13 protein-coding genes are annotated in these 12,187 nt (G+C 66.8%); 6 read left to right on the top strand and 7 right to left on the bottom strand.

Translation table 11 applies throughout. From position 1 onward, the window contains the following. The 3 genes from B3446_RS23785 to B3446_RS23775 all read left to right on the top strand — a co-directional run. Nucleotides 1-683: heme ABC transporter ATP-binding protein (locus tag B3446_RS23785; protein WP_291385886.1), on the top strand; the 683-nt coding region annotated here is incomplete at its 5' end. A 77-nt stretch (nt 684-760) separates the two neighbouring features. Beyond that, nucleotides 761-1,243: a YajQ family cyclic di-GMP-binding protein gene (locus B3446_RS23780; RefSeq protein WP_056571865.1), complete on the top strand. Its 483-nt coding sequence runs from the start codon at nt 761-763 to the stop codon at nt 1,241-1,243. A gap of 17 nt (nt 1,244-1,260) precedes the next feature. Continuing rightward, on the top strand, nt 1,261-2,166 hold the full coding sequence (locus B3446_RS23775; protein WP_291385883.1) for a LysR family transcriptional regulator: 906 nt from the start codon (nt 1,261-1,263) through the stop codon (nt 2,164-2,166). A 10-nt stretch (nt 2,167-2,176) separates the two neighbouring features. Here the strand turns inward: B3446_RS23775 and B3446_RS23770 are convergent, their stop codons facing one another. Then, nucleotides 2,177-3,622, bottom strand: coding sequence for an AlkA N-terminal domain-containing protein (locus tag B3446_RS23770; protein WP_291385881.1), 1,446 nt, complete (start codon nt 3,620-3,622; stop codon nt 2,177-2,179). 146 nt (nt 3,623-3,768) lie between these two features. Here B3446_RS23770 and B3446_RS23765 point away from each other — a divergent pair, with 146 nt between their 5' ends. The 3 genes from B3446_RS23765 (at nt 3,769) to B3446_RS23755 (ending at nt 6,728) form a co-directional block, all read left to right on the top strand. Further along, the gene (locus tag B3446_RS23765; RefSeq protein WP_291385879.1) at nt 3,769-4,335 is read left to right on the top strand and encodes a methylated-DNA--[protein]-cysteine S-methyltransferase; all 567 of its coding nucleotides are present in this window, start codon (nt 3,769-3,771) and stop codon (nt 4,333-4,335) included. 83 nt (nt 4,336-4,418) lie between these two features. Beyond that, a complete protein-coding gene (locus B3446_RS23760) occupies nt 4,419-5,504 on the top strand; it encodes a tartrate dehydrogenase (RefSeq protein ID WP_191576094.1) in 1,086 nt (361 codons plus the stop codon). Between the two features lie 243 nt (nt 5,505-5,747). Beyond that, nucleotides 5,748-6,728, top strand: coding sequence for a Bug family tripartite tricarboxylate transporter substrate binding protein (locus B3446_RS23755; protein ID WP_291385876.1), 981 nt, complete (start codon nt 5,748-5,750; stop codon nt 6,726-6,728). A 57-nt stretch (nt 6,729-6,785) separates the two neighbouring features. Here the strand turns inward: B3446_RS23755 and B3446_RS23750 are convergent, their stop codons facing one another. From B3446_RS23750 to urtB, 6 genes are all read right to left on the bottom strand, one after another. Further along, a complete protein-coding gene (locus tag B3446_RS23750; protein WP_291385874.1) occupies nt 6,786-7,391 on the bottom strand; it encodes a phosphatase PAP2 family protein in 606 nt (201 codons plus the stop codon). A gap of 91 nt (nt 7,392-7,482) precedes the next feature. Next, a complete protein-coding gene (gene arsC, locus B3446_RS23745; protein ID WP_291385873.1) occupies nt 7,483-7,911 on the bottom strand; it encodes an arsenate reductase (glutaredoxin) in 429 nt (142 codons plus the stop codon). Nucleotides 7,912-8,037: 126 nt separating this feature from the next. Next, entirely contained in the window at nt 8,038-8,736 is a 699-nt protein-coding gene (gene urtE, locus B3446_RS23740; protein WP_056571844.1) for an urea ABC transporter ATP-binding subunit UrtE, read from the bottom strand. A 2-nt stretch (nt 8,737-8,738) separates the two neighbouring features. Then, entirely contained in the window at nt 8,739-9,578 is an 840-nt protein-coding gene (gene urtD / locus B3446_RS23735; protein WP_291385870.1) for an urea ABC transporter ATP-binding protein UrtD, read from the bottom strand. Further along, nucleotides 9,575-10,702 (bottom strand): urea ABC transporter permease subunit UrtC, encoded by a 1,128-nt coding sequence (urtC, locus tag B3446_RS23730; RefSeq protein WP_175137722.1) that lies wholly within the window; start codon nt 10,700-10,702, stop codon nt 9,575-9,577. Before urtC ends, urtD begins: the two co-directional genes overlap by 4 nt. Continuing rightward, on the bottom strand, nt 10,699-12,187 hold a 1,489-nt coding region (gene urtB, locus B3446_RS23725), incomplete at its 5' end, for an urea ABC transporter permease subunit UrtB (RefSeq protein ID WP_291385867.1). The genes urtC and urtB, both read right to left, overlap by 4 nt.

Here is a 12,187-nt window from a genome sequence, read left to right as displayed (position 1 = left end):
CGAACGGCGCGGGCAAGTCGACGCTGCTGGGCGCGATGTCCGCCGAGTTGGCGCCGGAAGCTGGCTCGGTCCGCCTGGGCGATGCCGACGTGCAGCAATTGGCGCATCGCCAACAGGCCCGCCTGCGCGCCGTGCTGCCGCAAAAGCCCGGCTTGAGTTTCGACCTGGACGTGCGTGACGTGGTGGCAATGGGGGCGTACCCGTTTCCCGAACTGTCGCCCGCGCAGGTGGACACGCTGGTGGATCAGGCGCTGGGCTGGGCCGACGTGTCGCATCTGAATGCGCGCCGCTACCCCGAGCTGTCCGGGGGCGAGCAGCAGCGGGTGCAGTTCGCGCGGGTGCTGGTGCAGTGCAAGGCGGCCCGGGCGCAGGGTGAGCCGCGCTATCTGCTGCTGGACGAGCCCACCGCCAGCCTGGACCCCAAGCATCAGGGCGACCTCTTGCGCGTCGCGGCGGGCATGGCCCACGACGGCGATACCGGCGTACTGGTGATCCTGCACGACATGAACCTGGCGGCGCGCTGGTGCGACCGCTTGCTCCTGCTGTGCGGCGGCCGGGCCATCGCGTCGGGCACGCCGGCCGAGGTGCTGACGCCGAAGAACCTGTTCCTGGCCTACGGCATCGACGCCCATGTCATGCCGCATCCCTTGCAGGCCGAGCGCCTGCTGGTGGTCACGACGTGATGGCGTGACGCCGGACGCGGGGCCGGTAAAATGGCGGGCATTGCACTTTCCCGCCAATTTTCACAGGACCCCGTGTCATGCCTACTTTTGACGTCGTCTCCGAAGTCGACAAACACGAACTGACCAACGCCGTCGACCAAGCCAACCGCGAACTGTCCACGCGCTTCGACTTCAAGGGCACCGAAGCCAAGTTCGAACTCGAGGGCTATGTCGTGACCCAGGTCGCTTCCAGCGCGTTCCAGCTCAAGCAGATGCTGGACATCCTGCGCGGCCGCCTGTCTGCCCGCGGCATCGACGTGCGCTGCCTGGACGTTGCCGACCCGCTCGAAAACCTGGGCGGCGCCCGCCAGAAGGTCACTATCAAGCAGGGCATCGAACAGCCCGTCGCCAAGAAGCTCATCGCCGCCATCAAGAACGCCAAGCTCAAGGTCGAATCGCAGATCAACGGCGACAAGCTGCGCATCTCGGGCAAGAAGCGCGACGACCTGCAGACCGCCATTGCATTGCTGAAAAAGACCGACGTCGAGCTGCCGCTGCAGTTCGAGAACTTCCGCGACTGAGCGGCTGGTCCACGCAGATGGGGCATTCCAGCGAACTGCTCCTTGTCGTTGAGCTTGCGCGCGCCGGCGGCATGTCGGCCGCGGCGCGCGAGCTTGACGTCACGCCCGCCGCAGTCAGCAAGCGGCTGGCGCAGATCGAGGCGCGGCTGGGCGTGCGGCTCTTCAACCGCAGCACGCGGCGCCTCAGTCTTACCGCCGAGGGCGAGGTGTATCTGGAGAACGCCCGCCGCATCCTGGGCGAGATCGACGACCTGGACGCGCTCATCGCCAGCCGTCAGGCGGCTCCGCGCGGCCTGCTCAAGGTCAATGCGCCGCTGGGTTTCGGGCGCAGTTACATCGCACCCGCCATCGCGCAATTCGCGCAGCAGTATCCCGAGGTCTCGCTGCAATTGCAGCTGACCGACCGGCCGGCCGACTTCGTGCGCGAGGCCTTTGACGTTGCGGTGCGCTTTGGCGATCTACCCGACACGAGTCTCATCGCGCGCAAGATCGCGCCCAACCGGCGCCTGGTCTGCGCGTCGCCCGGTTACCTGAAAAAATACGGCACGCCGGCCACGCCGCACGATCTGGCGCGGCACCAGTGCATCGTGCTGCGCCAGAACGACGCTGCCTATGGGCTGTGGCGTTTCACGAAAGGCCGGCGCAGCGAAACCGTGAAGGTGCGCGGCAACCTCAGCAGCAACGATGGCGAGGTCACGCTGACCTGGGGCCTGGCCGGCCTGGGCATCCTGCAACGCGCGGAATGGGACCTGGCGCGCTACCTGCGCAGCGGCCGGCTGGTGCAGGTGCTGGAGGACTACGCGCTGCCGCAGGCGGATATCTACGCGGTTTTTCCGGAAAGGCACCACCTGTCCGCCAAGGTGCGGGTATTTGTGGATTTCCTGGTGGCGTATTTTGGAGAAGGGTCGGAAGGGCGGTGGTGAAAGGCTGCGCTCACGCCGTCCACAGGTGCTGCGCCGCATAGGCGCGCCACGGCCGCCAGGCCTCGGACCGCGCCAGCAGTTGCGCGGGTGTGTAGGCCCGCGATTCCAGTTTTTCCAGCGCGCGGATCAGGCCGATATCCGCATGCGGAAACGCATCCGGCTCACGCAATTGCCGCAGCGCGATGTATTGCGCCGTCCATTCCCCCACGCCGCGTATCGTGCGCAACCGCCGCACGGCGTCGTCCAGGTCGACGGCGGCGTCAAAGAGATGCGGGTCCGTGACTGCCGCTGCGGCCACCGCAGACAGCGTTGCCGCGCGGCTGCGCGGCATGCCCAGCGACGCCAGCTCGGCGGCGGCCACCACTTCCGGCTCGGGAAACACATGCGTCAGCGCACCCTCCGGCTGCGCTAGCGGCTTGCCATGCGCCGCCACCAGCTTGCCCGCCAGCCGGATGGCTGCGGCCACCGTGATCTGTTGTCCCAGCACTGCCCGCATGGCCAGTTCAAACCCGTCCCACGCGCCCGGCACGCGCAGCCCCGGCCGCGCCTGCATCAGCGCCGTCATGACCGGATCGGCGGCAAACTGCGCGGCGATTGCCGCCGGGTCGCTGGCCAGGTCGAACACGCGGCGCAGGCGCGCGATGATGGCCGGCAGCGATGGCAGATGAGGAAAGCGCACCGCCACCTGCAGCGCGTCGCCCGCGCCCGGCCGCACCGTGACCGTGCCCTGCGCACCATCCAGGCTGACGGTGCGCGCATAGGTGTCGCCGGTTACGGACTCGACGCCAGGAATGGCGCGCAGCCGCAGGAACGCCAGCATGGCGTCCCAGTCGTAAGGCGGGCGGTAGCGCAGCAGCAGCTTGATTTCCCCGTCCTGGCCCGCCGGAATTTCCGGCTTGCCTGAACGCCGCAGTTCGCCGGGCGCCCGGCCGAACAGGTCCAGGAACACCTCGTTGAACCGGCGGATGCTGCCGAATCCCGAGGCGAAGGCGATCTCGGCCATGGGCAATTGCGTTTCATGGATGAGCTGCTTGGCCAGCAGCACGCGCCGCGTCTGTGCGAATGCGACGGGCGAGGCGCCCAGATGCTGGCGGAACTGCCGCCGCAACTGTCGTTCACCCACGCCCAGGCGCTGCGCCAGCGCGTCTACGCCGGCCTCGTCCAGTGCGCCCAGTTCGATGCGCTGCAATGCGCGCGCCACGGTGGGCGGCAACTCGTGGCCGGGGCCGACTTCGGGCGCCGTTTCCGGGCGGCAGCGCAGGCAAGGGTGGAACCCGGCCTCCTGCGCGGCTGCGGCGGTCATAAAGAACGTGACGTTTTTCGACAGCGGCGTGCGCGCCGGACAGACCGGGCGGCAATAGATGCGCGTGGTCTTGACGGCCGTGAAGAAGCGGCCGTCGTAACGGGCGTCGCGCACCTGGATGGCGCTGTAGCAGGCATCGTGGTTCAGGTTCATGAAGCGATGCTAACGCCGCTGGGCGGGCAAGATCTAGCGGTTTTCGGACGAGGTTGTGAATGTCACACTGCTGTCCGAAAACCGCCAGCGCCCGGTCCGGCAGCGGGTCTATATTGGCGGCTTGCACACCTATCCGGAGCGACATCATGCCGGTACGCACCTTTTTGCTGGAACGCGTTTCCACCCCCATTGGCCGGATGCTCGTGCTGACCGATGCCCAAGCCCACCTGCGCGCCGTGGACTGGGAAGACTATGAATCCCGCATGCACCTGCTGTTGCAGCGCCAGTACGGCCGGGGCGCGGTGCACCTGCAGGACGCCCCGCAACCCTCGCAGGCAAGCCGCGCGCTGCAAGCGTATTTCGACGGCGACGTGGATGCCATCGCGGGTCTTGCGGTCGCCTTCGGCGGCACGCCGTTCCAGCAGCAGGTCTGGCATGCGCTGCGCGGCATCGAAGGCGGCAGCACCATCAGCTACGGCACGCTGGCGACGCGAATCGCCCGTCCCGCGGCCGTGCGCGCGGTCGGGCTGGCCAACGGCGCCAATCCCGTGGGCATCGTCATTCCGTGTCATCGCGTGATCGGCGCCAATGCCGCGTTGACGGGCTACGGCGGCGGCCTGCACCGCAAGCGCTGGCTGCTGGCGCACGAGGCCGCGTGGCGCAGCGCGCAGCCGCAGCGCCGTATCGAGGCGGCACTTTCAACTTCAAGTTGAAGATGTTGTGAATTCGGACGCGTCCACCGCGGGCCGCGATCGGTACAGTGCCAGCAGACTCATCCGCACGGAGCGCTGGCACCATGAAGACCTATCGCATTGCAACCATCCCCGGCGACGGCATCGGCAAGGAAGTGATTCCCGCCGGCCAGCGCGTCATGCAGGAACTCGCGGCCCAGGGCGGTTTGCGGTTCGAATTTGAAGATTTCGACTGGGGCGGGGACTACTACCGCAAGCATGGCGTCATGATGCCGGCCGACGGCCTGGATGCGCTGCGTGACAAGGACGCGATCCTGTTCGGTTCGGCCGGCGATCCCGACATCGCCGATCACATCACGTTGTGGGGCCTGCGCCTGAAGATCTGCCAGGGCTTCGACCAATATGCAAACGTACGCCCGACGCGCATCCTGCCGGGTATCGACGCCCCGCTCAAGCGCTGCACGCCCGAACAGCTGAACTGGGTGATCGTGCGCGAGAACTCCGAAGGCGAGTACTCCGGTGTCGGCGGCCGCGTGCATCAAGGCCACCCCATCGAAGCGGCGACCGACGTGTCGATCATGACGCGCGCCGGCGTCGAGCGCATCCTGCGCTTCGCGTTCAAGCTGGCGCAGTCGCGGCCACGCAAGCTGCTGACGGTCGTCACCAAGTCCAACGCCCAGCGCCACGCCATGGTGATGTGGGACGAGATCGCCGTGCAGGTTAGCCGCGAATTCCCCGACGTGACGTGGGACAAGGAACTGGTCGACGCCGCCACCGCCCGGATGGTCAACCGGCCCGCGACCCTGGACACCATCGTTGCCACCAACCTGCACGCCGACATCCTGAGCGACCTGGCGGCCGCCCTGGCCGGCAGCCTGGGCATCGCGCCCACCGGCAACATCGATCCTGAACGCCGCTACCCGTCGATGTTCGAACCCATCCACGGCTCGGCGTTCGACATCATGGGCAAGGGACTCGCCAATCCGGTCGGGACGTTCTGGTCGGTGGTCATGCTGCTGGAACACCTGGGCGAGACCGAGGCGGCGGCGCGGCTGATGCAGGCCATCGAAAGTGTCACCGCCGATCCCGCGCTGCACACCGGCGATCTGGGCGGGCGGGCGACGACTGAGCAGGTGACGAAGGCGGTCTGCGCAAAGCTGGCTGAATCGGCGCAAGCCAAGGCGGCGTAGACAGCTTCCGGATGTAGGACGGATTCCGGTGTGGACGGATTCCGGTGTCAGACACCCTTCTTGATGTAGGACTGTTTCCGGTGTCAGACACCCCCCTTTGATGTAAGACCGGTTCCGGTGTCAGACACCTGAATCTGTCTTACGGCTTCAGGAAATCCGGTCAGGTAAGAGGACCTCAGATCCGACCCCTGCGCCCGGCAACACAACAACAAGCGAAGTTCATTCGTAGTCAGGAGACAAATCATGCATAAGAAAGCGATGACCGCGCGCGCCCTGGCGTTCGCCTGCCTGATCGGCGTTTCATTCTCGGCCGGCGCGCAGGCGCAGTCCTACCCGGCGCGTCCCGTGAGCCTGGTCGTGCCGTTTCCGGCCGGGGGCACGACGGATGTGTTGGCGCGCGCGCTGGGGCAGGAATTGGCCAAGAGCCTGGGGCAGCCGGTGGTGGTCGAGAACAAGCCCGGCGCGGGTTCCACGCTGGGCGCGGACTACGTCGCCAAGGCCGCGCCGGACGGCTACACGTTGCTGATGGGCGCGGTGCATCACACCATCGCCACCAGCGTCTACAAGAGCCTGCATTACGACTTCCAGAAGGACTTCGCGCCGGTCACCACTGTGGCGCTGGTGCCCAACGTGCTGGTCGTCAACCCGAAACTGCAGGCCAAGGACGTGGCGTCGCTGTTGAAACTGGCGCAGGCGTCGCCCGGCAAGCTGACCTACGGTTCCAACGGCATGGGTACGGGCCAGCATCTGATCGGCGCGCAGTTCGAGCGCGCGGGCCATGTGCAGTTGCTGCATGTGCCCTACAAGGGCAGCGGTCCGCTGACGACCGATCTGCTCGGCGGCCAGATCGACATGTCGTTCGACACCATCACGCCGGTGCTCGCGCACATCCAGAGCGGCAAGCTGCGCGCGCTGGCCGTCACCACCAATCAGCGTTCGGCCGCGCTGCCGGACGTGCCGACCATGGAAGAGGCCGGTCTGAAGCCCTTCAACATGGGCACGTGGTTCGGTGTGCTGGCGCCGGCCGCCGCACCCAAGGAAGTGGTTGACCGGCTGAATGCCGAGATGGTGAAGATCATCCGTTCGCCGGACTTCACGCGCCGCATGGCGGAGATCGGCGCGGTGCCGATCGGCGATACGCCCGCGGAAATGCAGGCGCGCATTGGCGCGGACACCGCGAATTACGCGAAGCTGGTCAAGGAAGCCAAGGTCGCGGTGAATTGAGGGGCAGGGCGGGAGCGGCCATCGCGGCCGCTGCCGCATCCGCCGTCGTGACCCCCGTCATGCGCGGATCCATCCGCGCGCAATCGGCAGGGCAAGCACCTTGCGATACACCCCCTGCACCGCCGCAGTCAGCGGTGCGCCTGCGCGGCGCCACACGGGAATCGTGACCGCCGCCGCCACAGGCGCCAGCAACAATCCGCCCAGGATATCCAGCGGGAAATGCACGCCCAGATACACGCGCGACGACCCCACGAGGACGGCGCTCGCCAACGCCAGCCAGCCCCATCCCGCCCAGCGCCGGTCCAGGATCAGCGCGAAGGCGAAGGTTGCAATGATGATCGTGTGATTGCTGGGAAACGACGACGTTGCCTTGTGCGTGAAGAAGGCGTGCCCCAAGCCGATCACGAAGGGCCGCGGCTGCGGCCACAGCATGCCGCACAAATAGCTGGCGGCCAGCGCCACGGCGACGCTAACCAGCGCCTTGAGCATCAAGCTGCGCTGCGCCTCCTTGCCCCACAGCCACACGGCGGCCATGACGCCCGGCACCAGCAGGATGAGCTTGTTCGCCACCAGCATGGCCGCATGGATCCGCCACGCGGGCGTGGCGGGGTCGGCGTTGATCAGAAGAAAAAGGGACTGGTTGAAGCTTTCCAGGGAATCCATGACACGTCATTGCGGCGTAATAAATCGGTTGCCGCGATGGTAATGACCGTACCCGTCAGTTCCCTTACAACGCGCTTCGATACGGCCGCTTTTACTTCTGGATGCGATTGCCCTGGGCATCGACAACCGGCTCGCCGCTTTCCTTCGAGAAAGCGCCCTTCTGCGGCGACGGAAGAATATCCAGCACCAGTTCGCACGGCCGGCACAGTTTCGCGCCCAGCGGGGTCGATACAAAGGGACGGTTCAACAGGATCGGGTGCTGCTCGATCGCGTCCAGCAGCGCGTCGTCCGACAGCGTCGTGTCGTCCAGGCCCAGTTCCGCATAGGGCGTGCCTTTTTCGCGGAGGGCATCGCGCACGCTGACACCGGCCTTCTTGAAGAGCGCCTTCAGCGTGTCGCGCGAGGGCGGCGTTTCCAGGTACAGGACGACCTGCGGCTCGATGCCGGCGTTGCGGATCAGGCCCAGCGTGTTGCGCGAGGTGCCGCACTTGGGATTGTGATAGATGATGACGTGGGACATGAGGGCTCCTCTTTCGGGTGATGCGCGATGAATCTGCACAATGCAACTGCGCCATGCCATTGAGCAAGGCAAGACCCGGAGCATAGTCCATCTACCGCGCCGCAGTCCGGCGGCGCCGCGTCGCCGTCACACCGACAGATGCCGCCGCACGTCCTCGCCGTCGATCGCATCGCGTCCGCCGCTTGCCACCACCTCGCCGCGCGACAACACGACAAACTGGTCCGCCAGTTCGCGCGCGAAATCAAAATACTGTTCGCACAGCAGGATCGCGATGTCGCCGCGCTGGCGCAGCATGTGGATCACCCGCGCGATGTCCTTGATGATGGACGGCTGGATGCCTTCGGTGGGCTCGTCCAGGATGATGAGCTTGGGCTCGGCCACCAGCGCCCGCGCGATGGCCAACTGCTGCTGTTGCCCGCCAGACAGATCGCCGCCGCGCCGCGACAGCATGCTTTTCAGCACCGGGAACAGTTCAAAGACTTCCTCCTTGATGCGGCGGGCGCGGGCCGCGGGTTTGGTCGCCATGCCCATCAGGATGTTTTCTTCGACCGTCAGCCGCGCGAAGATGTCGCGGCCCTGGGGCACATAAGCCATGCCGCGCGCGGCGCGCTGGTGCGGCGCCAGGCGCGTGATGTCGGCCCCGTCGAAGGCGATGCCGCCGCGCGCCACGGGCAGCACGCCCATGACGCACTTGAGCAGCGTCGTCTTGCCCACGCCATTGCGGCCTAGCAGCGCCAGGCATTCCCCTTGCCGCACCGACAGCGACACGCCGCGCAGGGTATGGCTGCCGCCGTAGTATTGGTCGATCGTGCTTACGTCCAGCATGTTCAGCGCCCCAAGTAGACTTCGATCACGCGCGGGTCGGCCTGCACGCGGCTCATCGGGCCTTCGGCCAGCACCGAGCCTTCGTGCAGCACCGTCACCTTGCCATCGCCCGCGATCTGGTTCACGAAGTCCATGTCGTGTTCCACCACCATCAGGGAATGCCGGCCGCGCAGTTCGTTCAAGAGTTCGCCGGTGCGTTCGGTCTCGGCGTCGGTCATGCCGGCCACGGGTTCGTCCAGCAGCAGCAACTGCGGCTCCTGCATCAGCAACATGCCGATCTCCAGCCACTGCTTCTGGCCGTGGGACAAGAGGCCCGCGGGCCGCCAGACCTCGGCCCGAAGCCGGATCAGATCCAGCGTCTCGCCGATGCGGTCGGCCTGTTCGGTGGACAGCCGCGAGAACAGGGTGGGGCGCACGCGCTTGTCCGTCTTCATCGCCAATTCCAGGTTCTCGAACACGGTGTGCTGCTCGAACACCGTGGGGCGCTGGAACTTGCGGCCGATGCCCGCGTGCGCGATCTGCGCCTCGCTCAGCGTCGTCAGGTCGATGCTCTGGCCGAAGTACGCCGTGCCCGACGTGGGCCGCGTCTTGCCGGTGATGACGTCCATCATCGTGGTCTTGCCGGCGCCGTTGGGGCCGATGATGCAGCGCAGTTCGCCCACGCCGATATCCAGCGTGAGGTCGTTCAGCGCCTTGAAGCCGTCGAAGCTGACTGTGATGCCTTCCAGGTACAGGATGGCGCCGTGGCTGGTGTCCAGGCCCTTGGGGCTGACCCGGCCATAGCCGGCGTCGCCGCTCGGGCCGCCGTCCAGCGCGGCCGATTCGATGTGCGTGGTGGTCATGCCTTTTTCTCCTGGACGCGGGCCGCGATGCGGCGGGCAAGACCGACGATGCCGGTGGGCAGGAACAGGGTCACCAGCACGAAGATGAGACCCAGCGCGTACAGCCAGTATTCCGGCAGCACGCTGGTGAACCAGGTCTTCAATCCGTTGACGGCGCCCGCGCCGATGATGGGGCCGATCAGCGTGCCGCGCCCGCCCGTTGCGACCCAGATGACCATCTCGATGGAGTTCTCGGTGGACATTTCACCGGGATTGATGATGCCGACCTGCGGCACGTACAGCGCCCCGGCGATGCCGCACAGCACGGCCGACAGCGTCCACACGAACAGCTTGAATCCCAGCGGGTCGTAGCCGATGAAGCGCACGCGGCTTTCGGCATCGCGCACGGCGGTCAGCACGCGTCCCAGCTTGCTCTGCGTGACCATGCGCGCGAGAATCAGCGCGCCGGCCAGCGCCGCCAGCGTCACCCAGTACAACGTGGCGCGCGTGCCGGGCGCGGTGATGTCAAAGCCCAGGATGCGCTTGAAATCGGTAAAGCCGTTGTTGCCGCCAAACCCCGTGTCGTTGCGAAAGAACAGCAGCATCGCGGCAAAGGTCAGCGCCTGCGTAATGATCGAGAAGTACACGCCCTTGATGCGCGAGCGGAAGGCGAAGTAGCCGAAGACGAAGGCCAGCACGCCGGGCACCAGCACCACCAGCAGCATCGCGTACCAGAAGTGTTCGGTGAAGGACCAGTACCAGGGGTAGGTCTTCCAATCCAGGAACACCATGAAGTCGGGCAGGTCGCTCTGGTAGACGCCGTCGCGGCCGATGGCGCGCATCAGGTACATGCCGTGCGCGTAGCCGCCCAGCGCAAAGAACAGGCCGTGGCCCAGCGACAGGATGCCCGCATAGCCCCACACCAGGTCCAGCGCCAGCGCCGCCATGGCGTAGCACATGAACTTGCCCATCAAGGCCACGGCGTAGGCCGACACATGCAGCGCATGGCCAGGCGGAAACACGAGATTCATCAGCGGCAACAGCGCCAGCAGGACGACGCCCGCGGCCAGCGCGGCCCATACGCGGCCCGAGAAGATCGGGCGGCGTGCCAGCAGGTTCAGGTCGGTCAGCGCGGTCTGTTTCATTCGACGCTCCGGCCCTTGGGGGCGAACAGGCCTTGCGGCCGCTTTTGGACGAACAGCACGATGAGCACCAGGATGGTGATCTTGGCCATGACAGCTCCCGCGTAAGGCTCCAGGAATTTATTCACGCCGCCCAGGCCGAGTGCGGCGATGACGGTGCCGGCAAGCTGGCCCACGCCGCCCAGCACCACGACCATGAACGAGTCGACGATGTAGCCGCGGCCCAGGTCCGGCCCCACGTTGCCAAGCTGCGAGAGCGCCACGCCGGCCAGCCCCGCGATGCCCGAGCCCAGGCCGAAGGCCAGCATGTCGACGCGTCCGGTGGGCACGCCCACGCAGTCAGCCATGCGCCGGTTCTGCGTGATGGCGCGCACGAATAGGCCAAGCCGCGTGTGGTTCAGCAACGCCCACACCAGGAAGACGACAAAGAACGCAAAGCCGATGATGACGAGCCGGTTGTAGGTAAGCACCAGCCCGCCCAGCACGGTCACGCCGCCCGACATCCAGCTGGGGTTGCCGACCTCCACGTTCTGCGCGCCAAAGAGCGACCGCACACCTTGCATCAGCATCAGGCTGATGCCCCAGGTGGCCAGCAGCGTTTCAAGCGGGCGGCCATACAGCCAGCGGATCACCGTACGTTCCAGCGCCATGCCCACGAGCGCCGTCACCACGAAGGCAAGCGGCAGGGCGGCCACGACATACCAATCCAGCCAACCCGGCAGCCAGGCGCGAAACACGGTCTGCACCACGTACGTCACGTAGGCGCCGATCATCAGCAGCTCGCCGTGCGCCATGTTGATGACGCCCATCAGGCCGAAGGTGATGGCAAGTCCCAGCGCAGCCAGCAGCAGCACGCTGCCCAGGCTCACGCCGTAAAACAGATTGCCTGCCCATTCGATCGTGGCCAGGTGCCGGTCGATCTGCTTGAGCGCATTGGCCGCCGCCTCGCGCACGCCGCCGTCGGGTTCGGCGAACGTTCCGTCGCGTTCCTGCGTCAGCGCCGCCAGCGTGGGCCGGAAGGCCGCATTCTTCGTGTCGCCCAACACCTGCACCGCGTGGCGGCGCTTGGCGGGGTCTTCGCTTTTCAGTTCCAGGTTGGCCTGCGCGATCACGAGCGCGCCGCGCACGGCCTCGTTCTTTTCCGCCGCCAGCGCCTTTTCCAGCATGGGCAGTCGCGCCGGATCGCCGGTCTGCTGCAGCCGCCGGGCCGCGTCCAGACGCTCGTTGGCGTTGTCGGAAAACAGACGGGATCCCGCCAGCGCGGCCTCGATGGCGCGGCGCAGACGGTTGTTGATGGAGATCGTGCCCGCGTCCGCGGGCAGGTCCACGGCAGCGCCCGTGGATGGGTCAAGGGCGCGCGACCCGCCGGCGCCGATCAGCACGCGGCCGTCGGCAGTGGCGTAGAGCTGGTCGCTGCCCAGCGCCTGCAGCACCGCGGCCGCAGCGGGATCAGGCAGTTGGCCGAGCGCGGCAATCGCCTGCAGCCTG

Source organism: Achromobacter sp. UBA5777, from assembly GCF_002418565.1.
Taxonomy (GTDB): Bacteria; Pseudomonadota; Gammaproteobacteria; order Burkholderiales; family Burkholderiaceae_B; genus Achromobacter; species Achromobacter animicus.
This window is presented reverse-complemented; position numbering and strand designations above follow the sequence as displayed.